This window comes from Coraliomargarita algicola (assembly GCF_033878955.1).
GTDB classification, from domain to species: domain Bacteria; phylum Verrucomicrobiota; class Verrucomicrobiia; order Opitutales; family Coraliomargaritaceae; genus Thalassobacterium; species Thalassobacterium algicola.
Map to the genome: position 1 here is coordinate 1,504,686 of NZ_CP138858.1, position 22,930 is coordinate 1,527,615.

At 51.3% G+C, this 22,930-nt stretch carries 27 protein-coding genes and 2 tRNA genes; 4 read left to right on the forward strand and 25 right to left on the reverse strand.

Features of this window, described 5'->3' with window-relative positions:
• Window positions 1-176: 176 nt before the first annotated feature.
• From ahcY to SH580_RS05750, 3 genes are all read right to left on the reverse strand, one after another.
• The gene (gene ahcY, locus SH580_RS05740) at window positions 177-1,622 is read right to left on the reverse strand and encodes an adenosylhomocysteinase (protein WP_319834055.1); all 1,446 of its coding nucleotides are present in this window, start codon (window positions 1,620-1,622) and stop codon (window positions 177-179) included.
• Between the two features lie 40 nt (window positions 1,623-1,662).
• Window positions 1,663-2,826, reverse strand: coding sequence for a methionine adenosyltransferase (gene metK / locus SH580_RS05745; RefSeq protein WP_319834056.1), 1,164 nt, complete (start codon window positions 2,824-2,826; stop codon window positions 1,663-1,665).
• Window positions 2,827-2,907: 81 nt separating this feature from the next.
• A complete protein-coding gene (locus SH580_RS05750) occupies window positions 2,908-3,267 on the reverse strand; it encodes a helix-turn-helix transcriptional regulator (RefSeq protein WP_319834057.1) in 360 nt (119 codons plus the stop codon).
• Between the two features lie 176 nt (window positions 3,268-3,443).
• On the opposite strand from SH580_RS05750, the gene SH580_RS05755 reads away from it, so the two are divergent.
• Together SH580_RS05755 and SH580_RS05760 are read left to right on the forward strand one after the other, a co-directional pair.
• Window positions 3,444-3,520: transfer RNA gene (locus SH580_RS05755), tRNA-Asp, on the forward strand.
• Window positions 3,521-3,863: 343 nt separating this feature from the next.
• Window positions 3,864-3,940 (forward strand) — tRNA-Asp (locus SH580_RS05760).
• A gap of 69 nt (window positions 3,941-4,009) precedes the next feature.
• Here the strand turns inward: SH580_RS05760 and SH580_RS05765 are convergent.
• The 8 genes from SH580_RS05765 to SH580_RS05795 all read right to left on the reverse strand — a co-directional run bounded on the left by SH580_RS05765 (window position 4,010) and on the right by SH580_RS05795 (window position 12,940).
• Window positions 4,010-4,528, reverse strand: a complete 519-nt coding sequence (locus SH580_RS05765; protein ID WP_319834058.1) for a DUF3347 domain-containing protein — start codon at window positions 4,526-4,528, stop codon at window positions 4,010-4,012.
• 104 nt (window positions 4,529-4,632) lie between these two features.
• A complete protein-coding gene (locus tag SH580_RS05770; RefSeq protein WP_319834059.1) occupies window positions 4,633-8,400 on the reverse strand; it encodes an efflux RND transporter permease subunit in 3,768 nt (1,255 codons plus the stop codon).
• Window positions 8,390-10,336, reverse strand: coding sequence for a heavy metal-binding domain-containing protein (locus SH580_RS05775; RefSeq protein WP_319834060.1), 1,947 nt, complete (start codon window positions 10,334-10,336; stop codon window positions 8,390-8,392). Before SH580_RS05775 ends, SH580_RS05770 begins: the two co-directional genes overlap by 11 nt.
• A 25-nt stretch (window positions 10,337-10,361) precedes the next feature.
• On the reverse strand, window positions 10,362-11,666 hold the full coding sequence (locus SH580_RS05780; RefSeq protein ID WP_319834061.1) for a TolC family protein: 1,305 nt from the start codon (window positions 11,664-11,666) through the stop codon (window positions 10,362-10,364).
• A 55-nt stretch (window positions 11,667-11,721) separates the two neighbouring features.
• On the reverse strand, window positions 11,722-11,997 hold the full coding sequence (locus SH580_RS22150) for an RHS repeat-associated core domain-containing protein (protein ID WP_425607134.1): 276 nt from the start codon (window positions 11,995-11,997) through the stop codon (window positions 11,722-11,724).
• An 88-nt stretch (window positions 11,998-12,085) separates the two neighbouring features.
• Window positions 12,086-12,466 (reverse strand): type II toxin-antitoxin system death-on-curing family toxin, encoded by a 381-nt coding sequence (locus tag SH580_RS05785; RefSeq protein WP_319834062.1) that lies wholly within the window; start codon window positions 12,464-12,466, stop codon window positions 12,086-12,088.
• Entirely contained in the window at window positions 12,466-12,654 is a 189-nt protein-coding gene (locus SH580_RS05790) for a hypothetical protein (RefSeq protein WP_308952354.1), read from the reverse strand. The genes SH580_RS05785 and SH580_RS05790 overlap by 1 nt, the downstream gene beginning before the upstream one ends.
• 31 nt (window positions 12,655-12,685) lie before the next feature.
• Window positions 12,686-12,940: a tyrosine-type recombinase/integrase gene (locus tag SH580_RS05795; RefSeq protein ID WP_319834063.1), complete on the reverse strand. Its 255-nt coding sequence runs from the start codon at window positions 12,938-12,940 to the stop codon at window positions 12,686-12,688.
• On the opposite strand from SH580_RS05795, the gene SH580_RS05800 reads away from it, so the two are divergent.
• Window positions 12,931-13,383 (forward strand): hypothetical protein, encoded by a 453-nt coding sequence (locus SH580_RS05800; RefSeq protein ID WP_319834064.1) that lies wholly within the window; start codon window positions 12,931-12,933, stop codon window positions 13,381-13,383. The two genes, SH580_RS05795 and SH580_RS05800, sit on opposite strands and share 10 nt — an antisense overlap.
• A gap of 191 nt (window positions 13,384-13,574) precedes the next feature.
• On the opposite strand, the gene lepB is transcribed toward SH580_RS05800, so the two are convergent.
• From lepB to SH580_RS05840, 8 genes are all read right to left on the reverse strand, one after another.
• On the reverse strand, window positions 13,575-14,123 hold the full coding sequence (gene lepB, locus SH580_RS05805) for a signal peptidase I (RefSeq protein ID WP_319834065.1): 549 nt from the start codon (window positions 14,121-14,123) through the stop codon (window positions 13,575-13,577).
• Entirely contained in the window at window positions 14,051-14,785 is a 735-nt protein-coding gene (locus SH580_RS05810; RefSeq protein WP_319834066.1) for an RHS repeat-associated core domain-containing protein, read from the reverse strand. The genes lepB and SH580_RS05810 overlap by 73 nt, the downstream gene beginning before the upstream one ends.
• Before the next feature lie 50 nt (window positions 14,786-14,835).
• On the reverse strand, window positions 14,836-15,138 hold the full coding sequence (locus tag SH580_RS05815; protein ID WP_319834067.1) for a type II toxin-antitoxin system RelE/ParE family toxin: 303 nt from the start codon (window positions 15,136-15,138) through the stop codon (window positions 14,836-14,838).
• 3 nt (window positions 15,139-15,141) lie between these two features.
• Entirely contained in the window at window positions 15,142-15,360 is a 219-nt protein-coding gene (locus tag SH580_RS05820; RefSeq protein WP_319834068.1) for a hypothetical protein, read from the reverse strand.
• A 19-nt stretch (window positions 15,361-15,379) separates the two neighbouring features.
• On the reverse strand, window positions 15,380-15,601 hold the full coding sequence (locus SH580_RS05825) for a tyrosine-type recombinase/integrase (RefSeq protein WP_319834069.1): 222 nt from the start codon (window positions 15,599-15,601) through the stop codon (window positions 15,380-15,382).
• Entirely contained in the window at window positions 15,594-16,325 is a 732-nt protein-coding gene (locus SH580_RS05830) for a hypothetical protein (RefSeq protein ID WP_319834070.1), read from the reverse strand. The genes SH580_RS05825 and SH580_RS05830 overlap by 8 nt, the downstream gene beginning before the upstream one ends.
• A gap of 148 nt (window positions 16,326-16,473) precedes the next feature.
• A complete protein-coding gene (locus SH580_RS05835) occupies window positions 16,474-16,737 on the reverse strand; it encodes a transposase (protein WP_319834071.1) in 264 nt (87 codons plus the stop codon).
• Window positions 16,738-17,235: 498 nt separating this feature from the next.
• A complete protein-coding gene (locus SH580_RS05840; protein WP_319834072.1) occupies window positions 17,236-17,808 on the reverse strand; it encodes a hypothetical protein in 573 nt (190 codons plus the stop codon).
• A gap of 242 nt (window positions 17,809-18,050) precedes the next feature.
• Here SH580_RS05840 and SH580_RS05845 point away from each other — a divergent pair, with 242 nt between their 5' ends.
• Window positions 18,051-18,221 (forward strand): hypothetical protein, encoded by a 171-nt coding sequence (locus SH580_RS05845; RefSeq protein WP_319834073.1) that lies wholly within the window; start codon window positions 18,051-18,053, stop codon window positions 18,219-18,221.
• A 101-nt stretch (window positions 18,222-18,322) separates the two neighbouring features.
• Here the strand turns inward: SH580_RS05845 and SH580_RS05850 are convergent, their stop codons facing one another.
• The 6 genes from SH580_RS05850 to SH580_RS05875 form a co-directional block, all read right to left on the reverse strand.
• Entirely contained in the window at window positions 18,323-19,285 is a 963-nt protein-coding gene (locus tag SH580_RS05850; protein ID WP_319834074.1) for a transposase, read from the reverse strand.
• Between the two features lie 111 nt (window positions 19,286-19,396).
• The gene (locus SH580_RS05855) at window positions 19,397-20,506 is read right to left on the reverse strand and encodes an RHS repeat domain-containing protein (RefSeq protein ID WP_319834075.1); all 1,110 of its coding nucleotides are present in this window, start codon (window positions 20,504-20,506) and stop codon (window positions 19,397-19,399) included.
• Between the two features lie 83 nt (window positions 20,507-20,589).
• Window positions 20,590-21,330, reverse strand: a complete 741-nt coding sequence (locus SH580_RS05860; RefSeq protein ID WP_319834076.1) for a MauE/DoxX family redox-associated membrane protein — start codon at window positions 21,328-21,330, stop codon at window positions 20,590-20,592.
• A 116-nt stretch (window positions 21,331-21,446) separates the two neighbouring features.
• Window positions 21,447-22,031, reverse strand: coding sequence for an RNA polymerase sigma factor (locus tag SH580_RS05865; RefSeq protein WP_319834077.1), 585 nt, complete (start codon window positions 22,029-22,031; stop codon window positions 21,447-21,449).
• 8 nt (window positions 22,032-22,039) lie between these two features.
• Window positions 22,040-22,516, reverse strand: coding sequence for a periplasmic heavy metal sensor (locus SH580_RS05870; RefSeq protein WP_319834078.1), 477 nt, complete (start codon window positions 22,514-22,516; stop codon window positions 22,040-22,042).
• Between the two features lie 4 nt (window positions 22,517-22,520).
• Window positions 22,521-22,853, reverse strand: coding sequence for a hypothetical protein (locus SH580_RS05875; protein WP_319834079.1), 333 nt, complete (start codon window positions 22,851-22,853; stop codon window positions 22,521-22,523).
• Window positions 22,854-22,930: the final 77 nt, after the last annotated feature.

Sequence of the window (22,930 nt, forward strand, 5' to 3'; positions counted from 1 at the left end):
CCTGCCCACTCGGCAATGCAATCCTTTAGCCATCTCACAGCTGAATCCCGATTCTAGAAGGTTTTAACCTCTCAGAAAAAATATGGATCGCGGCTGCCCGCTTTCAAACGATATTCAAAAAAAGCGCCCTCGAATCAACAAGAGCGCTTTTGAAAGACGGATATTCTGCCCGAAAACTAGTAGCGATAATGCTCTGGCTTATAGGGACCTTCTGGCTTCACGCCGATGTAGCTCGCTTGCTTTTCGCTCAGCTTAGTCAGCTTACAACCAATCTTTTCCAGGTGCAAACGCGCCACTTCTTCGTCGATGTGCTTGGGCAAGATATAGACACCAGGAGTGTATTTCTCGACCTGCTTCCAAAGCTCGATTTGTGCCAAGGCTTGATTGGTGAAACTGTTCGACATCACGAAAGATGGGTGTCCGGTCGCACAACCAAGATTCACGAGACGGCCCTTAGCCAGCAAGTAGATGCTATGGCCATCGGGAAAAGTGTATTTATCCACAGCTCCTTCGTGATCGGGCTTAATCGACTCGACATCGACACCGGGCATATCATTAAGTGCGTCGACCCCGATTTCGTTATCGAAATGACCAATATTACACACGATCGCCTGATCCTTCATCTTCGACATGTGATCGGCGGTAATGATACCATAATTACCGGTCGTGGTGACATATATATCCCCCCAGCCCAAGGTATCCTCCACCGTCAATACGCGGTAGCCTTCCATCGCAGCTTGAAGCGCACAGATCGGGTCCACCTCAGTGACAACAACTTGAGCGCCCATACCTTTGAGCGCAGCGGCACAGCCCTTGCCCACGTCACCATAACCACAGACCACTCCGACCTTGCCAGCCACCATCACATCAGTGGCACGCTTGATACCGTCCAGCAGCGACTCGCGACATCCGTATAGATTATCAAACTTCGACTTGGTCACCGAATCATTCACGTTAATTGCCGGCACTAGTAACTTGCCCGCATTGTGCATTTCATAAAGACGATGCACCCCCGTAGTCGTTTCTTCCGAAACGCCCTTCCAGTCCTTAACCACTGCATGCCAGTGAGCTGGCTTGTCGGCATGGATTTTCTTCAACAGGCGCTTGATCACCTCTTCTTCCAGGCTGCCAGATTCGGAGTTCACCCAATCGCTGCCATTTTCGAGTTCGTAGCCCTTGTGTATCAAAAGTGTCGCATCGCCACCGTCATCTACAATCAGTTGCGGGCCCGAACCATCCGGCCAAGTAAGCGCCTGCTCGGTGCACCACCAATATTCTTCAAGAGTTTCCCCCTTCCAGGCAAAGACAGGCACTCCGAGATTTTTAGCCACGTAGGCTGCCGCATGATCTTGAGTCGAATAAATATTGCATGAGCACCAGCGCACATCGGCACCCAGCGCTTGCAGCGTTTCAATCAAAACTGCCGTCTGAATCGTCATATGCAGCGAGCCCATAACGCGGACCCCCTTCAGCGGTTGCTCTTTCGCATACTTCTCACGCGTCGCCATCAGGCCAGGCATTTCAAATTGTGCAATTTCAACTTCCTTACGCCCAAAGTCGGCAAGGTTAATATCCTTCACCTTATAATCGGTTCCGGTCTGTGTCTGTATATCTGTGCTCATGTAAATTATATCTAATTCTTAATTCTTAATTCCTAATTCTCTACAACGCGGCCTTCAACTCGTCAGCCTTCGCGACCGACTCCCATGGTAGGTTTTCCTTCGCGAAGTGGCCGTAATGTGTCGACTCACGATAAATCGGACGCAAGAGGTCCAACTGACTGACGATATCTGCAGGCTTAAAGCTAAAGACCCGCTGCGCGGCCGCTGCAATCTTAGCATCATCCACAATACCTGTGCCAAAAGTGTCCACGTGAATACTGGTCGGATAGGGATAACCAATCGCATAGGCCACTTCCAGTTCACAGACTTCTGCCAATCCGGCGGCTACGATATTCTTCGCGACCCAGCGAGTAAAATAAGCAGCCGAACGGTCCACCTTCGAAGGATCTTTCCCCGAAAAAGCCCCGCCACCATGACGCGCCCAACCACCATAGGTATCTACAATGATCTTACGCCCGGTCAAACCTGCATCCCCCTGCGGTCCACCAATCACGAAATTCCCCGTTGGGTTAATCAAATACTCGGTTTGATCGGTCAACAACTCAGCTGGCAACACCTTACGGATGACCTCCTCGATACAGAACTCACAAATCGCCGCATGCTTCACATCGGCGGCATGCTGCGTCGAAATCACCACATTCTTAATAGCAACCGGCCGCCCGTCCACATACTCCAGTGCAACTTGGCTTTTCACATCCGGGCGCAACCAATCAACTTTAACCTCCTTACGCTGACGCGCGATCTCCCGCAACAAACGGTGCGCATACATCACTGGCGCCGGCATCAGCTCGGGTGTTTGCTTACATGCAAAACCGAACATAATGCCCTGATCCCCCGCGCCTTGTTCCGCAGTGTCCTTACCTTCCGCCTCGGCCGCATCCACCCCCTGCGCGATATCCGAAGACTGCGCCGTGAGAATGTTGGATATAAATACCTTATCAGCATGAAAAACATCATCGTCATTCACATAACCAATGTCGCGGATCGCCTCACGAACGATCGCCTCATAATTGAGTTTTGCATTGGTGCTGATTTCACCCGCAAGAAAAACACAGTTACTCTTAACCAGCGTCTCACAAGCCACACGGCTCTTCGGATCCTGCTCCAAACACGCATCCAAAACGCTATCAGAGATATAGTCAGCTACTTTATCGGGATGGCCTTCGCCGACCGACTCGGAGGAAAAGATGAAGTTTTTGCTCATAAAGTCGGCCAACTAATCTCTCTTTGAGCAAAATTGCAAGGCTTACATCAACATATCAGGATAAAATGATATGTTTGGATTTTAAATTTCTGAACCATGCTCCCCCACCTTCCAATTCTCAAGCGCCTTATAGTCATCCAAGGAGTCCGCAACCGCATCCGACGCATCCCAATCCAGTAATTCCTGCAAAGTCCGGTGTGCTTGCCGCGGGTGACACAAGGCCACATCCCCCTCGATCTGATATTGATTCTGACGCCCCACCTTTGTGCGCTTAAGATACCCCTCCGCCTCCAACTCTGCAACAATACGCTGCACCGCACGTTCCGTGATCCCGATCGCCAGGGCCACCTGTCGCAAAGGCCGATCCGGATACGCCTGCAAATAAAAGATTACATGCGCATGGTTCGTAAAAAAATCCCACCGAGCTTCACCAGATTTCATAGCCTTAGCTTACGAAGCATCCAGTAAGTTTAAAGCACGAAATTCGTTTCGCCTATCAATGAAAAACTGATAGCAAGCACCACAAAACAAGACTTCTAAAAATATTTTCATTTTCTAGGAAACACCGCTTGACATCAACAATTCGATTTCTACTGTCCGTGCTTCCCTAGCTTTTAGGGGTAGTAGCTCAGTTGGTTAGAGCGCCTGCCTGTCACGCAGGAGGCCGCGAGTTCAAGTCTCGTCTATCCCGCCATTTGGCGGCGAATCTCTTTGGAGGTTCGCCGCTTTTTTGTGGATTTACAGCTCGCTCGAGCAGAGACTTTCACTGGCAGTGGTCCGGTTCGCTGCGCGCCTACACTCTACGAGCTTCGGCGGACAAGTCGCGCCCGGTCTTGTCGGCGCAAAGCGCCTCGGAACAAGTCTCGTCTATCCCGCCATTTGAACGGCGATCTTCATTAGAAGGTCGCCGTTTTTTTGTGTTTGTAAATCTCAGATAAGCGACGCTGAAAGCTCGAATAAATATTTTTCACAAGATTCTTCAGCAGTGCTTGACATAAGTAATTCCGTTTCTACAGTCCGTGCTTTCCCAACTCTTTGGGGTAGTAGCTCAGTTGGTTAGAGCGCCTGCCTGTCACGCAGGAGGCCGCGAGTTCAAGTCTCGTCTATCCCGCCATTTGGCGGCGAATCTCTTCGGAGGTTCGCCGCTTTTTTGTGGATTTACAACTCGGTCGAGCAGAGACTTTCACTCGTGCGAATGGTCCGGGCTTCCTGCGATTTGCTTTTGAATACTTCCGCAGCGAAACATCATGGAGCCGTAGTATGGATTGGCTACTTTTTCGTCGGACTGAACCCACTCCCCACCTTTGCCATCAAATGCCATGGGGCAAAAGGCGGTAAACATAGGAGCGTCCTTCGTCACGCCGACGTGCTCGATGAGCGCGATCATTTGCCGGGAGCTCTCGAGAAAGGCTGTTCGTGCGACTTTGATGTCGGAAGCGGTCGCAATCCTTTTTACGGGTGCTCTCAGCGCAACTGTTTCTTGGTGGGCTTCACCTGCGTTAGGTGCTTCTTCCATCGCCTCGAGAAAGACTTTGGCTCCGGCTTGCGCGGCCTTCAGGTCATCGCCCGCCAGCGCTTTTTGAATGCTGAGATATGGGTCGACGACTGTATCCACGAATTGTGGTTTGAAGGCATCACTGTGTGCTTGCAGTATGGATACACTGATAAGAAGCCCGAGGGCGAGTTGTAGTATTTTGTTCATGTTTATATTTTATTTTGGTTTTATTTTGTAGGGGCTTCACTTGTGAAGACCGCAGTCGCTCGGTGCTATGATACGGCGGTCTTCATAAATGAAGCCCCTACGTTCTAATTGCGTTTTAGGCGGTGTTCGATCTCCGCTAGCCCACAATAAAGCACGGGCACGACGAAAATGGTGATGATGGCCAGCAACATGCCGCCAAAGGATGGGATGGCCATGGGCACCATGATATCGGAACCTCGCCCGACCGAAGTGAGCACTGGCAGCAGGGCCAAAATGGTGGTGGCACTGGTCATCATCGCCGGCCGGACGCGGCGATCGCCGGCTTCGACTGTCGCAGCCCGGATTTCTTCGATTGTCTTCGGATTCTTCTCTCGGAATATCTGTTGCAGGTAGGTGCAAACAATGACACCGTTATCCGTCGCAATACCGAAGAGTGCGAGGAAGCCGACCCACACAGCGACACTCAAGTTTATGGTGCCCATTTGAAAGAGCGCTCGAATATTGTGACCGAAGAGATCTATATTGAGGAACCAGGGCTGTCCATAAAGCCAGAGCATGATGAAGCCACCTGACCACGCAAAGAGGATGCCGGAGAACACGAGGATCGTCGTCGAAATACGCTTGAACTGGAAATAGAGGATGAGCCAGATCGCGAAGAGTGCAATCGGTAGCACCACGCGTAGTTTCTTCTCGGCACGCACCTGATTCTCATAGCTACCTGTAAACTTATAACTCACCCCGGCAGGGATATTCAGCTCACCGCTTTCGATCTTCTGCTGTAGGAATTCTTGAGCCTGTTCGACGACTTCGACTTCGGCATAAGCGTCTTGCTTGTCGAAGATGACGTAACCGACCAGAAAGGTGTCCTCACTTTTAATCACTTGTGGCCCACGGATGTAATTCAGTGTGGCCAACTCACGCAGCGGTATTTGAGTGCCGTCGGGAGCCGCGACTAAAATACTTTCGATCGACTCGATATTGTCGCGGAGTTCACGCATGTAGCGCACACGCACGGGGTAACGTTCACGGCCTTCGACCGTCTGGGTGATGGGTTTACCGCCGACGGCAACTTCGATCACGTCTTGCACCATCTTGATCTTGATGCCGTAGCGAGCGATGGCGTCGCGATCGATATCGATTTCCAGATACGGTTTACCGACGATGCGGTCGGCCAGCACGGCTTCGGCTTTGATCGAGGGCACTTGCTTTAAAAAAGCTTCCACATCCTGCGCCACCTGCTCCAGCGTCTCCAAATCGGGGCCATAGACTTTGAGCCCCATGGGTGCCCGCATGCCACTTTGTAACATCACGATACGAGCCGCAATCGGTTGGAGTTTAGGCGCCGAAGTCGTCCCTGGTATTTGTGCGGCTTTCACGATCTCGTCCCAGATGTCGTCCGGGCTTTTAATTTCGTCACGCCACTGGCGGAAGGGGCGACCGTCCTCATCGAGGATCAGTTCGTCGTTTGCATCGCGCTGAAACTCGTCCTGCGATTCATCATAGGCAAAGCTCAGTATACGACCGTCACCGTCGGTCATATACTCCGACTTATAATTGATGATCGTCTCGATCATTGAGATCGGAGCCGGATCGAGCGGGCTTTCCACCCGACCGAGCTTACCCACGGCACTTTCAACTTCAGGGATCGCATTGATCGCCATATCCTGCTTGCTCAACACGTCCATGACTTCGCCAATGGACGCGTGTGGCATCGTAGTCGGCATGAGCAGGTAAGAGCCCTCATCGAGATCCGGCATAAACTCTTTCCCCAACCCAGGCACGGCGTGTGCCATCTTAACGTAGGGCTTTGAGTTTTGGACAGATTCGGGCAACCACCCGAAGAGGGCTCCGAAACCAAGCCAAACGGCAAAACCAAACACGATAATCAACGCACTAAAGCCAAGAAAGAGCATCTTAAGGCGCAGCAAAAATGCCAAAATGCGGGCATAGAATCGAATGAAGATATAGAAGAATCCCAGCAGCCCTCCCACCGTAATCAGGACGAAAAGAATATTGTGCAAATGCTGCTCAGGGCCGAGTGGTTTCCAATCGGCGGCGAGCCAAAACGCGACCAGTATCGCGACGACGAAATTGAAGCTAAACAATGTTCCGCGCTGGACCTTTTCGGGCATTTTGGGACTGCTCAAATGGAATGCCGCAGTGGCCACGGCCAACAGGCCCAACCACCAGGGAAACCAACTGATAAAGATGGCCGCCAAGAGGCCGATGACTCCAATGCCGCCCCACAGCCCAAGCTTGGCCAGATGCGATTTATAACGCCCTGCGATAAACCAGTGTGCCAAGGGTGGAATAATCGTCAGAGCGACGACGATCGAGCCAATCAGTGCGAAGGTCTTGGTGTAAGCCAAGGGGCGAAACAATTTCCCCTCCGCGGCCTCCATGGTGAAGACCGGCAGGAAACTAATCACCGTCGTCAACACCGCGGTGACCACTGCACTGGCAACCTCCGTGCAGGCGCGATAGACGACTTCCAGCCGACTTTCCTCAGGCGGCGCATCGTCGAGGTGCTTGAGTATATTTTCGATGAGAACCACGCCCATATCGACAATCGTGCCAATGGCGATCGCGATACCGGAAAGCGCAACGACGTTGGCATCCACGCCAAAGAGTTTCATGCCGATGAAGGAAAAAAGCACCGCCAGCGGGAGCACTCCGGAAATAAGCGAAGCACTGCGCAAGTGCATCACCATCAGCACAACGACGATAATGGTGACCAGTATCTGCTGGCGAACGGCATCTTCGAGAGTGCCTAAGGTTTCGTAAATCAGTCCAGTGCGGTCATAGAACGGTATGATCTCCACTTGACTCACGGTTCCGTCCGCAAGCGTCTTCTTAGGCAAGCCGGACGAAATCTCTGTAATCTTTTCTTTGATACCTTTGATTACCGCCAGCGGATTCTCTCCATAACGGGTGACGACGACGCCCCCGACGGCCTCCGCTCCGGCCTTGTCGAGCGCACCACGCCGTAGCGCAGGCCCGTATTCGATTTCAGCAACTTGTTCGAGTGTGATCGGCACATTATTGCGCTGCGTAATCACGGTCTTACGCAGATCGTCCAAATTCTCAATAAAACCGAGTCCACGAATCACGTATTCGACCGCATTGATCTCAATCGTTCGCGCTCCGACATCCAGATTACTGCCGCGCACGGCATCAAAGACCTCATGCAGCGCGATATTATACGTCCGCAAGGCATCCGGATCGACGTCGACTTGATACTCCTTGACGTAACCACCGATGGAGGCGACTTCCGCCACCCCATCCACGCCTTGAAGTGCGTAGCGAACATACCAATCCTGAGTGCTACGGAGCTCGTCCAGGTCCCATCCTCCCGATGGCTCCCCGTCGGGGTTCATACCTTCAAGTGTATACCAGAAGACTTGTCCGAGTGCAGTGGCATCCGGCCCCAGTTGCGGCGAGACCCCTTGCGGCAAAGTGCCAGACGGAAGGCTATTCAACTTTTCGAGGATACGGCTGCGGGTCCAGTAGAACTCGGCATCGTCTTTGAAGATGATATAGATCGAAGAGAAGCCGAACATTGAATAACTGCGGATCGTCTTGACCTCGGGCAGGCCAAGGAGCGCCGTCGTCATCGGATACGTGATCTGATCTTCGATATCCTGCGGTGAGCGCCCCATCCATTCGGTGAAAACAATTTGTTGGTTTTCACCGATGTCGGGAATCGCGTCGACTGGCACAGGGTCACGCGGGAGCAGATCCGACTCCCAGTCGAAGGGCGCGACAGCGATGCCCCACAAGACCAATACGACTGTGAAGAGAATGACGACCAGTTTGTTTTCTAAGCAGAAACGAATCAGGCCGTTGATTGGATTCGATGAATTATTGGCCATGGTTGTCGTGTCCGCTTTCACTTGCTGTAATCGTTTCTTTAACTTCGCCACACTGGAGCATCATGGCTCCGAAGTATGGGTTCTGTAGCGACTTACTGGCTTGTAGCCAATCCGCGCCCTGATTGTCGTTTGCCATAGGGCAGTTCATAATATAAAAGTCGCGATCGAAGGACGCAGGGTCGGTCTTGGCGGCGGCAATGAGTGCATTCGAGAGTGTATCAAAATATGGGATACGAAAGGCATCGAGCGTTTCTGCCGCCAGCATATCATGCAGCAGAGCCGGAAGGTCCCCGCTGTGGCCCGTGACTTCCATCATCGCTTTGGCCTGTGCTTTGGCCAAAGCGAGATCGTCCCCAGCGAGGGCGGACTGCATCGCGAGATAAGGCTCCACCAACTGTGCTGCAAGGTCGCCTGCAATCTCAAGCATAGCCATGCCGCCATGCTGCGAGTGGTCGGTTTGGCCGCCAGCAGCTGCAGGTGCTGCAACAGGTGCTTCACTGCCATGATTATGCCCCGCTATGGGACCACTGCCTTGAGGGTTCATCATACTGGGTTTGGCTTGAATTTGCAGCGCACTGTCGATCTTGAAGGCTCCGTTAGTGACAACCCGCTCCCCTGTATCGAGCCCGGCAGCAACAAGAAAATAATCCCCTGCCCGAGGTCCTAGGACGACTTCTCGGCCCTCATAAGTCGGCCGTTCTGCATTGGGTTTTTCTACGTAAACAACAGCGCGTTTCCCCGTGCGCAGAACCGCAGAGCTCGGAACGATAATCGGTGCGGTTTCTACAGCATTGTCAACGTAGCCGAGCTCCTCTGCGCGAACCAGATCCATGCCGCAAACATCACACTGTCCAGGGCCGTCCTTAACGATTTCCGGATGCATCGGGCTAATCCATTTGCCCGCCATATCGGGCGCGTAGACCTTGCCCCCGTCCGCTAAACGAGATGCCACGATAGCACGCACAAACATTCCCGGCTTTAGTTTGGAATCAGGATTCGGCACGTTGACACGGATCGACACCGTGCGTGTCTTCCGGTTCACTTCCGGCTCAATAAAAGCCACTTGCCCGTGAAAGATTTCACCTGGAATCGCTTCCACGGAAAAGGAGACGTCCTGACCGTAGCGGAGCCAAGGTAGGTCCGATTCGTAGGCATCCAGATACGCCCAAAGACGGCTTAGGTCCACAATCTTAAACAGTGACTCACCCGTTTTCACGTAATCGCCTTCCTTCACGTGCTTAGCCACCACAACACCGCCGATGGGTGCTTTCAGGATAAAATGATCTTTCGCTTCGCCGCTCTCAAGGATGGCATCGATCTGCTCGGGAACGAGATCCCACAGCCGAAGCTTTTCGCGGGCAGCACGGGTGATCGAGCTGTTGGGATCGGCGCGATAGGAGGTCAGTAGTTCACGCTGAGCGGAAAGTAGATCTGGACTATACACCTTGGCGAGGTGATCCCCTTTAGCGACAGGTATGCCCGTATAGTTGACAAACAATTCGTCGATCCGAGCGGGGAAACGAGCGGTCAGCGATTTCTCCAGTGTTTCATCGTAGTCGAGTTTCCCGACCAAGCGTATTTCAGCTTCCGGATAGTCTTGGACGACGGCGCTGGTTTGAATCTCCGCCAAGGCGCGGGAACTTTCGCTCATACTCATGGTGCGCGGTCCATCATCCGCGCCCGAATCATTTTCCAACGGTATTAAGTTCATGCCACAGATAGGACAGTCGCCCGGCTCGGGTTGCTGAATTTGCGGGTGCATCGAGCAAGTCCAAATCGTCGGCTCGGCGGCTTCCGCCGACTGCGCAGATGCCGCGCCCCCGGCAGCATGGTTATGGCTCTCGGGGCTGGACTGTGTCAGTCGCCCCACTCCGATACCAATGATGAGAGCGGCCACTGCAGTGCCAGTTATAGTAAAAATTAATTGCTTATTCATTCTCATCAGTTGCGTAAAAAGTGCCCTACATATTGTGGTTGGCTAAAGTTTGGATGACGACGCGTTGTTGCGAAGCATCCGCAGCAGCCCGCCAGTAGAGCAGCTGCAAATCCAGTAAGGATCGCTCACTGTCGATCAGCTCCAAGATGCCAGTGCGTCCGTTTTGATAACTCTCGCGTGTATTTTCGACCGCCTGCTCTGCCAGCCCCAACAGTTCTTCACCATAGAGCGCCAGCCTGCGGTTGGCATCTGCTAAAAGAGCCAGACTTGCGCTCAACTCCGCACGAAGTGCATTGTAGCGATTCTCATATTCGTGTTCAGACGAACGCTTGTTGGCCAGCGCTTCCGCCTTGCCTGCATCATATTTGCCAATCCAAATAGGGATATTGACGGCAACCGTCACGCCCCACGGATCATTCCCCGCATCCGGAGTCGTGGGGTTCACTTCAGGGTCTCCGATTTGGATATAATTAATGCCCAAAGTAATATCTGGATAGCTCTCCAAGCGGGCGATTTCACGGCGGGCTTCCGCGCTCGCGACTTTGCGTTTCAGCATTTGCAACTCAGGGTTACTCGCGCGGATCGCTTGAACCAATGCAGGCCCATTTAAAGATACCGGCTTAGGTGCTTCCCATTCGGGCCATGCCAACAGCGAAGTTTCGGATAGCGCCAACAGTTCACTTAACTGGGCCGATTGGGCCACACGCTTTTGAGTGAGCGACTGCAGCCGGTCGTCAATTTTACCGATCTCCACTTTGAGACGCAGCAAGGCGTTGATCTCTCCCCCGGCACGGACTTTCTCTTCAACGACGGGCTCCAACTCGCGCAACAAATCCCGATTCTCGCGAGTCAGGCGAATCGCCTCTTCAGTATAGCCGTATTCGTAGAACCCTAGTGAAACAGTGCGCGCAAGCATCAGATGCTGGCTCTGATAGGCATACCAAAGTGCCTCCGCATCGGCAGAGGCCGCCGCTTCACGGCTGCTCAATTTGCCAAACCACGGAATGCGCTGACTCAGCATCAGGACATTTTCCTGAGGGCCCGTCCGCGTCTGCACCGATTCCACAAAACTCGTGATTTGAAACATCGGATCTGGCAGCGCGGACACCTGTGGGATACGCTGCATGGCCGCTTCGTAGCGTCGCTCAAAAGCTTTGAGCTGTGGATTCGCGATTTGCGCCTGCCTCAAGTAGTCTTCCAACGAAACCAAGGTTTGAGCCTGCGGAGGCTCGCTTGCATCGGAAGCCTGCAAAACAGGCGCAGCGATGGCACACGCCACCACTGCTCCAATGCGAGTAACCGCACAGTATTTACGAAATATTTGCTTCATCTTATGCGCTCTTAAACGCAAAAGAACTCAGAAACCCTCAATTTTTTAGAGGAAATTATTCTTCACAGAATACAGCGTTTACCCCACCCTCTTCTTCAATGGGACCTCTAGATGGCCAACGCCCCGTATCAGGGACATAATATCTAAAGCCGTAATAAAACATACCCGACGCGGTTTCGTCGTAGCCGTGCCCGTTTTCTCGGCGCGGCCACTGGCCTGAGAGCCGATTTGCTGGGCGCGATTTCCCGTTTTCGCCAAAAAAATTCCCGACGCGTTTTTTCAAACCGAGTGCGGGAGTTTCGGGGGCAAAGTTTTCGTTCAGGGCGACCATGATAACGGCCTCAAAAGTGAACGCGGCCACCGCTCAAAGCAAAGCCTTTTCCTGCGACCGATCCAACGCAAAGGCGGCTAAAGATAAATTAGGCGGTGAGCTCACGCAGCAAAGCTGCCACTCCTGCACGATCCATTTCGCCGGTCGCGACAGCAATCAGTGCTTCGTGGATACGCATCGAGTCGCCGGTAATCGGATAGCCGTTTGCGTCGAGGAACACGATTGCGGAAGCGGCTCCCGTGCGTTTGTTGCCATCAAGGAAGGCCTGAGCCTGTGCGATATGCACGCAATAAGCCGCAGCCATATCGAACAAGTCGCCCTGATCGTAACAGAAGATATTCTTCGGATGATGAACGGCGGATTCAAAGGCGTTACGGTCACGCAAACCTTCGCTGCCCCCGAAGCGTTGCAGTGACATGGTATGCAACTTCTCAACGTCTTCGACGCGCAAAAAGAGAGGTTCGTCCATTACTGAGCGAGCTTTTCAAACAAAGGCGCATGCTCACGGAACACTTTGTCTGCGGTCTTTTCGACAACAGCGCTGTCGATGTAACGAACCTGCTTCGTGCCCTTGAGTGCTTCCACGAACTCAACGACCTTCCCCTTTTCGTTTTCGGGAAGACGTGCGATTTCCTGGATAATTTCTGCTGCGTTCATGTTGCTTAACATGGCTATATTTCGGGATTCTTCAAGCTTGAAGATTCGATGATGGATGCGTTCTTGCGTGGACTTCACGAAGCGCTCTGATCGCCACTTCCGTATAAATCTGCGTGGTGTCGAGCCGTGCGTGTCCAAGTAGTTGCTGTATCAAGCGGATGTCCGCGCCGTTCTCAAGCATGCGCGTCGCGCAGCTGTGGCGGAATAAGTGACAACTGCCAGTTTTGCCGATATCGGCGGACTTGACCGTTTTCGTTACCCAGTTGCCGACGTAAGTTGAGCTCATGCACTCCCCGTAACTACATCCGAGACCACTTCTATGAAAAGGGCACACAAAGCTTCCACAGGGATCGTAGACAGTTGCTACGCGCCCTCACATGGCCTGCCGCCTGGCTCGACAACCAAGCCCTCATCATCACACCTGAGGACTACAACCGACTCCTGCTCAAAAAACTCAGGCAGATCCAACGGCACGGCAATCCCGCGCAATACAGAGCCTACTTCCCAAAATACCTCATGAAGGCACTGCAAGATCACTGCCGTCATCACAAGCAGGACATCTACCTCAAACTCAAACACGCCAGTTACACCTTCGACTATCTGGCCAAAAACATCAAACAGGCAGAGCAAAACCAGCACACACAAACCATGGCCGCAGCACACCAGATACTGCGCCAAAATCAGCGTAGCCAAAAGACAAACACACAACAAATGACACTCGGCTTGTAACATCCGAACAAAACAGCAACCGGGCACTCCACATCGGAGTGCCCCTCACATCGTAAACTCAAATCCAAGTATGACCTACACGGCTAACTTTACTTCCAGCAAACTGGGATTTTGCAAAAAAGCTTATGATCGCAAATCGGCAAAAATGGTCGGTCTTAATTCGGCACGTAACAAGTTCCTTTGGTGCCATTTCAGTTCCCCTCAGCGACAACCGAAGCGTAACCTACTATGTTTTCACAGGAAAGAGCACCCCAGAATCGACTATCCCACGAATTTTCAAGATTATCTCCCATGACAAAAAAGCTCTCATCATCCAACTTCACAGACTTAAACGTCCCATAATCTGCCACTGAATCAAGCGAGACTATTTCACTACTGTCCAGCTTAACTCCATCTATTAGAATCTCTTTATTTTCAACTTCGACCTTCTCTCCTGGGAGTCCCCAAACACGCATGACAAAATACCTTTCCTCGTCCGTAGTGGGGTCGAAAAATAGAATAAGGTCGTATCTTTCAATTTCACTACATCTGCCGTCAATAGGTACAACACTAAGCTTGTCTCCATCTTGAATAGTTGGAGACATGGTAGAGCCGATGTTTTCGTAAACTCGACTTTCAGAGCAACCAAACAATAGCAGGCTACAAAGTAAAATCAGGTAATTATTCATCAGTATTTGCCAGTTTGAGGAGTGCCTTGAGGTTGCCCGCATTCTGCATTGCAACCGACAGTCCAATTCCATCGAGAATAGTCACCAAGTTCAGGGCGATAGACTCCAGAATACACCGTGAGTTCACAGTGCTTCGTAGCACAATTAGCTTTGCAGTGCTCCTTTAAATCTTCAAAGTCACCTCCGACCGGGGAATTCTCAATATCGCCAGGACAATGCAAACCATTGCCGATTGAATCTACGCAATAATGCGAGCGATCAGAATAGCCTTTCTCATATCCACCAATGGGTGTTTGTTTAAAAACAAGATCACTAGGCTTAACAGGCTTTGGCAGTTTCTTCGGCAATTTTATTAGTCCAAGATAGTCTACAAAATCGATAGGATTATTATCAATGAACGCATAATCGTTCTTGCTATAAAACCACTCCTGAAGAGTTTTCTCAGATTCTGAATCGAAGGAAGAAGCCCCCACTAATCCATAGAAAAACCCATACTCCTCAATCGGATCTCTGGATGGCCACCTGCCAGTTTCTGCATCATAATATCTAAAGCCGTAATAATTAACACCTGACGCAAGATCGTAGTCGCATGGTCGTTTTCCCCCGATGCGGTTGCGGGTTGCGGGGCGATTCTCCCCGACGCAATCGGCATCTTGGCAAAAAAAATCCCCGACGCGGTTTTTTGACCGTGTGGGGGTTTTGCTCGGAGCGTAAACTATGTTTAGGGCGACCATTTCGGGAGTTCGCTAACGCTAGCAACTAAAGCGGCTAAAGGAAGGAAAATCTATCCCCTCGGGATAAAGCGAACCGGATTCATTCGGGCGTTATAAACGCGCACGATCAGCAACAGCTCTTTATCGGCCAGATACTCGTAAAGGATATGCGTATGGAAGCGTTTCTCATAAAAGCGGCGAAGCTCGCGTTTCTTCGATACTTTTACGTAGCCATTCGGCGAGAGAGTGACCGAACGGATTGCGGCACCGAGTTCCTTAGCAAACTCCTGTTCGAGTCCGGGTTCTTGCTCCCTCCAAAATTCAAACTCCCGTCGCGCATCGGCAACGGCCTCATCAAGATACCGGATTTGCATGCCCTAGCTTTCGCAGATCATGCGCATCGCCTCGTCATGCGAGACGGTGCCAGTTAAGCCATTATCGAGGTCTTCAAGACGCTGCTCAGCTATACGCACTTGCTCCTCGTGGAAGCGTTCTTCCTGCACCTGATGCAGGTGTGCGATCACCTTGGACTGCTCCTCAGCAGTCAGGGCGTCGATCTCTTCGATGACTTGGGCGACATTCATATTCTCTAACATGGCGATATTTTCGGATTTTTCAAGTTCCCTTTGTCTGCGCGTTCGGGTGGGTCTTATTGTAGACCTCGCGCAAGTATTGGATGCTCACTTCGGTGTAAATATGGGGCGTGTCGAGCCGGGCATGTCCGAGCATTTGCTGGATGCTTCGCAAGTCCGCGCCGTTCTCCATAATGTGCGTGGCGCAGCTGTGCCGTAGCAAGTGACACGCGCCTTTCTTTTGGATCCCTGCCGCTTTAAGCATCCAATTTCAAAAGGGGGCATTTCGTAAATTCATAAATAAAATCCTGATACTCTTTGGTCTTACCCAGTTTGACCCTATCCAGACTTCCGACATGTATGCTTACGGCCTGAGGGACTCCCATGTTCAGTTCTCGAGCGATCCACACATTCGTCGCGGAACTGCGCTGTTTCAACATGCTCGCGATCCAAACTTTCCAGCATGCAGATTTTCGATCATTCGTGATATTGGCAATCTCCTTGCCCAAGATCTTCAACCCCCGATTCAGCATCGCTTCCCATTGTAACTCATTCGCCTGCTGCAGCTCTTTGCCTTCTAAACGAATCGCCTGATTGTTCCCATCTTTAAGCAAGCCCTCGGTTTCGAGCAATTTACGTTTAAAGTCCTTAGTGCCCAAAGCCCACCCATGGCACATTTTCTCAAAGGCCATTTCTTTTTGAGCAGGCGTATTGGTTGAGAGCCATTGTAAACAATCAGCATACTTCCTACGACCGGCAGGCGTGTCACGAAGCCCGCCCGCAGAATCCAGCGAACCTGAGAGATCCAGAAACGAAGGCCGCTTGCGCGGATACTGCAAATACCAATAGCTCGACCAACGGTAATTCTGAAGCTCCTCTACGGTGCACATTTTCGCCCGAACCGGGTTCAAATGCACGTAATGCTGCAACGCTCCCAAATGACTATCCTCCTCGACGATCAGACTCTTGTATCGCCCCTGACGGAGCACGAAAGTGCGTAGATGGCGTAAGCCCGCGTTGCGGGTGAGTCAAGCGGGTGCCCCTAGGGCAGCTTGACGAGCAAACAGCTTGCCGTGGACTTTTCGAAAACGGTGGTAGCGGTTCGCGAAAGTAGCCTGTAACCACTGTTCCGGTCTGCTACGCAGCCGGTCTTGTCGGCCATAGGCCTCTGAACATTCCATACACCAAGTTTCCATTTGGCGTGCGTATAACCAGATGAAAATGATTCGTCATCACGCAAAAACCTTCAAGGACCCAACCGCACTTCTCACAGGCCTCAAATAAGCAACGCTCAAAAGTCTCATGCACACCATCATTGATGAGCAAATCCTGCCGATAATTACCACGATTGATCACATGGTAGACCCCGCCACTACGCTCGATTCGCAAACTCCGTGCCATAACAAATCAGACCATCTAAAGTCGCTGAACCAGCCAACCACAAAGGTAATGAAACGCCCCCTTTTCCCCTCTCTGGGCCTAAAGAAATACCACTTTTTATCTTGATACTCTGACCCATTTTTTTCCGGAATGACCCATTTTTTTCTGGCCCCTCTCGTGATGAGTAGCGGCTTGCTAGGTGATTGTTCGACTGATCAGGGTGTTCGTCTTATTCGACTACGGGCGGGTGTTTGCTTTTCTGATCAGAACCTTTCAGGTGATCGTAAAAATGATCTAATGACATTGTTTTCCATAACTTGGTATCAACATCAGAGAACATCTTTATCTTGTTTGCTCGTTCACGAAAAGTTTCTTTCCCCTTAATTGTCCCATACACTGACAAAACATCTAGTTCGTAATTAGTTAGAATCGTTCTGAGTAATAGGCCATACTTATCTATGAGCTTTGGATCATTCGTGTAGTCAAACAATAGCCCTAAAGCACATTCAATCGAGTTAATTATGCTTTGGACCATATAGTCATTCTTTGTGAAGAATGCGTCCGCGATTTCTGTAATTTTTCCATGCTCAATTGTTTTGTTTTCACTAACGCATTCAGAGATTGAGAAGTCCCAATTTTCCGAAGTGGTCCTTTTTTACCAGCGAACAGTGCATGAGATACCGACTTCATTGGTTGGTCTCCGTCGTGGTGCTGACCAAACTGTTTGAATGGTAGCACATATTGTCGACTTTGTGCTATGATATCTAAAACGCTGAAGAACGTCTTTTCAAAGCCATCGTGCTTTATTGATTCTCCGATTTCGGAAATTTCCTTATTCTGAAGATATACAGAGATGACTACCAAAATCAACGCTGCCCCTGAGAACAACGAATTCCAGAAACCGAAAGCATCCCCCCATTGACCAAACTCTTCTGCTTTATAACCAGCAATACCCATCGGAAACAGGATCGACCAATAGAGCCCAGAAATGACGAACACGAAAACGTATAGAAACAGAAGTGCTTTTGCTGCCTTATACCGCTTGGGATACTTCGATTTTAATTCATCGCGAATTTTACTGATGCTATCCATTTAATTGAATCGTTGAAGTTTGCTATTTGCCCCATCCATCACCTAGAGGTCAATCGGCAGTTCGTAATGTTTGACGGTATGAGCAGCCTCATCTTTTGATAGCTGCTGAAGGATCACACGCAAACTGTTTTATCAAGAATGGTTAGGGGGAGTTCTGCAGTGTCCCTAAATTCCAAGTTTATAAACTTTTAGTGAATAACTTCTGCTTGCTGAAACTTAAATCGTTATCTTTATTGTAATTCATGGCAGATACCTCCCAAAAAAAGAATTTAAACGCCGAAGAGTTGAGAGAAGTATATCGAAACGTGGTGAAGGATGCGATTCGTGAACTCATTGAAACTAAGCACCTTTATCAAAGTCTTTCACTTGATGAAAAGTGGACAATGCCACAGGGTCAGTCCACGTTTTCTTGATTGACAATGCCACAGGGTCAGTCCACGTTTTCTTGATTAACAAGAATCCTCCAAGGCGTTTCTGCCGGACGGACAATGCCACAGGGTCAGTCCACGTTTTCTTAATTAACAAGAATCCTCCAAGGCGTTTCTGCCTGATGAGTCTGCTTTCGGTGGCGACTGATTTGACTACTCAATGAGTTGGGAGTGCCCATAGACAGGTTCTCACTCAACCATCCATTCGGTACTAAATGTTGCTCTCTCAGATAGCGTGCGAGAGAGACTTTCCAAAGAGCTCCTTTTTTGTCCGAAATCAGATCCTTCGGAGTCTTCCCCAAATGCTTCAAATTCTTTTTGACGAGACTCTCCCAAAATGGCTCACGCATTCCCTTCGCTTCCGATTCCACCACCCGCTTGAACGATTCCTCGGCATGGTCTTTGAGAATCGATTTCTTAAATTCGACACTTCCTTTAGCCCAACCACGGCACATCTCTTCAAAGCCCATTCGCGTTTGCTCCGAGTCATCACTACACAACCAGCCGAGGTAGTCGCGATACAATCGACGACCACGCGGCGTATCCGCCAACCCACCGGCGGCGTCCAGGCAGCATTCAAAGTCGCTAAAGCTCCAGCGTTTCTTCATATGCCAAAGCTGGCTAAAACTAGATGCCTCGTATTTTTGTAAATCTGCAACATCCACCAAACCGGCTCGAACCGGATTCAGATGAATGTAATGAGCCACCGGGCCTATCGCATCAGCATCCAAAAGAATTGCCTGATAACGCCCCTGGAAAACATGCCCATGGGCTTTACGAAAACGATTGAAACGGTTCGCGAAAGTGCTCTGTAGCCACTTCATCCCTTCGACTAGATTCGGTTCGGGTGTCTCAATCAGTAGATGATAATGATTACTCATTAAGCACCAACTGTGAAGCCGCCAACCCATCGCCCGACAACACATACTTAAGCATTCTAGGAAACTCACACGAGCTCCGGCGGATTCGAAAATCCAACTACGATAGTTCCCGCGGTTGATCACATGATAAAATGCGCCTGCATATTCGATCCGGACTTTGCGTGCCATTCTCAATACCATAAACTAACAACATGGAACCATCAACAGTAAATCAAGAAAACGTGGACTGACCCCGTCGTTTGCCCAAGAAAACGTGGACTGACCCCGTCATTTGCCCCGTCATTTGCCGACCCCGTCATTTGCCGGACAAGTCCAGCCCCCACAAGTAAGAGACTTGAGAGCTGAGAGCTGAGCTTCTAGGATTAGATTCCAGCCATCGTAGGTGTAGGCGAGACTTGAGGTTTGAGACCAGAGACCTGAGTTGTAGGTTTCGACGGTTTTGCTGACTCTGCGGCCTTGGTAGTCGTAGGTGAAGCTTAGCTTGGTGGCGCCTTCCTGCGGGTTGAGGGGTGCGATGCTGACTAGGCGGCTTTCGCCATTCCAGGTGTAGCTGTAGTTGCTGTCTTGCGCTAAGTTGCCATCCTGATCGTAAGAAGGCTGAGAGCTTAGGCCTGCAAGCTGAATGTCGGTGTATTGATTGAGGCTGTCGGCTTCGTAGGTAGTGGTGGCGGGCGCATTGGCGGCAGCCTGGAAGCTGGTGCTAGTTTCGCGGTTGCCGATGTCGTCGAAGGTGTAAGCGAAGGTATCGTTGACGATCGGAGTGAGAAGGCTGTCGGGATTGAGGCCTTCGTAGCGGTCGGCTGCGGTGACTTCGCCTTTGGCGTTGTAGCTGTAATCGAAGACGCTGCCGGTGGCGGTCGGGCTGGCGACGTCGAGGGCGTAGGCGGTGCCGCTTTGGGTGACGTCTTTGCGTTGACCGAGCTGGTTGTAGCGGTAGTCGTGGCGAGCGACGACGTCGGGGGCGTTGAGCGCGTAGGAGGACGGAAGATGCGAATCGGGAGATTCGCGGTCCCGGGTGTGGTTGATCAGGCTGCGGACTTGGTTGCCGCGCGGTTGGTAATCGTGGAGCGCGGTATGCGCAGGGGCTTCGATTCGGTCGATCTGACTGCTGTCTGTTCTATACACATACGTGTATAAGGAGTTTGAAGCTAGGAGTTCGGTATTTGAAGTGACTGCGGGGTCGACGGGGGCGAGGTGTTGGAGGCGGCCGGCGTTGTCGTAGCCGTAGGTGACGGCGGCGAGAACGGGCGTTTGTCCGGATTCGGTGAGAGTGTAGCCTCTGTAGCGACCGAGCACTTGCCCCGCCTCACTGCTTTGATGGCTGCGGGTGAGTGTTAGAGGGGCCACTAGTGTCCAAAACAGGTTTTGAAAAATAGTGGGCCAAGGCATGATCTTTATATTTTGCGATTGACCCCTGGATGGGCCACACACCCGTAAAGATCCATCAGCCTCGCGTCTACCTGAATTGGAAATTAAGCAAGACTCTTGATCATCATCCAGACCGCCATCGCCATCATCATGAAATTTTCGGTCAATGAGATGAAGCCCAGTGGCACGTCGCTGCCGCCCCCGACACAGGCGCACTTCAAATCACGCTTCTCGATGTAGACTGCCTTGATGATCGAGATCGCACCAATTGTCGTGGCGACCAAGACAATCGGTGCCACTACCCATGTGAGCCCGCCGGCGATCATCAGGATGCCGCCAATGGTTTCGATGTAAGCGTAGATGGCCGCATAGGGCACGTAGTGGCGAGCCAGCAGATCGTATTGGACGAAACCGTTTTCGTAAGACTGCACATCACGCAGTTTCTGAATGCCGAGTGCACACATACTAAACGCGATAAATAGCTCTGCCACGCGAATGAGCTCGAGTGCTCCAAGCGAAACCCAAGTCGTCGCCAAGGCCATGCCGAGTGCGACTGCGAAAATGGCGACAACCGGTCGATAAGTCGTCCCCTCTTTGGGATCGGGGCCGAGCCCGAGCTGTTTGCGTAGCGCGTCGTAGCCGCCGATGTGCTCGCCCTCGATATAGATTTGTGGCGTCTCATCCACAGCGTGTTCTTCTTTATACTGCTTGTTGGCATCCATCGACTCAAGGTGTTGGTCGTCCACCTCATAACCATTACGTTTCAATAAATCCAAAGCTTTGATGCCCCAAGGGCACAAGTGGTCGGGCGTGACCATTCGGTAAATTGTCGCTTTCTTCTCCATAAGTCTGGTCCAGTTAGAATTAATGATCGTGCGTCCGGCATGATTCACACGGCTTCCACGCTGCAAATCGCAAGGAAAGTAGCCTGATTAGACGGCCCCTGTCATGGACTCAGGAATCATGCCAATAGATCCGACAATTCTTCGCGTAATAATTTCCGCGCGCGATAGATTCTGGTTTCCACCGTCTTACGGCTGGTCTGCAGAACCTCCGCACAGGCATCGTATGAGTTGTCCTCCAAGACGCAAAAGATGAAAGGAAACTTCAGCTTATGAGGCAGCGCAAAGATCGCCGCGTTTACCTTGGAGAGCGATTCGCTGGAGACCGCCGCTTCCTCTGGATTGCTTAGACTGGAGGCGATCGTATCCCCCCGCTGAATATTTGTGCGATCGTCGAGATCGACATCCAGCGACAAGTCGCCCTGACGTTTACGATTTCGTCGAATGAAATCCCGGCACAAGTTACCCGCTATCGCAAAGATCCAAGTGATCACCTTAGCATTGGGACGAAAGCGACTCGCATTCTGATACACTCGGAAAAAAGTTTGCTCCGTCAACTCGGCCGCATCGGCCTCATTATTGACATAGCGATAGACAAAGCGAAACAGCGCCTCCCGGTGCCGCGACATCAATTCCCTGAGCCCCGCTTCGTCTCCTGATTGGATTTTTTGCAATGACGCGTAGTCTGCATCTTTTACAGCCATTCACACAATCACTCCGGCTGACTCAGTGCTTGCACCGCAAGTTCACGTAGCTTGTCCTGCTTCTTAGGCGGCAATACGCTCAACATGTCATAATAGTGCTGAATCGATAACTCCTGCAGCTGTCCATGCACCTCATGAATGCGATGAATCGCCCTGTCGACTGCGGGCACATATTCGTCGCTTTCAACAAGAATTTGACGCAAGTTCGCAATCCTCGCGTCGAACTCCCGGGTTAATTCATCCCGCTCTTGATGATACTGCCCCTCAAAAGAATCAATCGCGGCCCGCTCCTGCGCGGTCAGCTCCAGCGCCTCATGTAGCCACTGGTGCCCTTCCGACATATCATTGCGCCAGCCGGCGGAGCCGTTCGTAAGGGATCTCGTCACGAAGACAGATAAGCCCACGCATAGCACAACGAATAGTAAAGCAATGACACCCAGTGACAAAATACGCTTCACCCACAAAGATCGATGGTTTGGAGACATGTAGCTATCGTTCGAAATTAAGAATAGATGTTTTATTAAAAACCCCAAAATCCAGCGAATCTGCCGCCAAGTCCCTCGTTTCCGCAGCACGAAGCGTCGTAGAAGTCATCTGAACACTCGAAAAGACACTCAACACCGCAACTAGAGCCACAAAGCCCAGACTCGCGGCCTTCTGCGGCAACAATCCTAATATCCAGCCGAACGCGCTAAAATCATCAGCAGGACTCTCTGCCATTCGCACGCGTCGCATCACATTCGCCTCCAGGTTGGCCGGACAGTTCGGCAGGCTCCGCGACCGCTCTGCACGGATCAAATTTTCAAATTCACGATGGTTCATAGCCTGTTAAACGCATGATTTTCCAAAATCCCTCATTTATTTGCAATATTTTTGAGGCCTCCCATCAGCACAAGTAA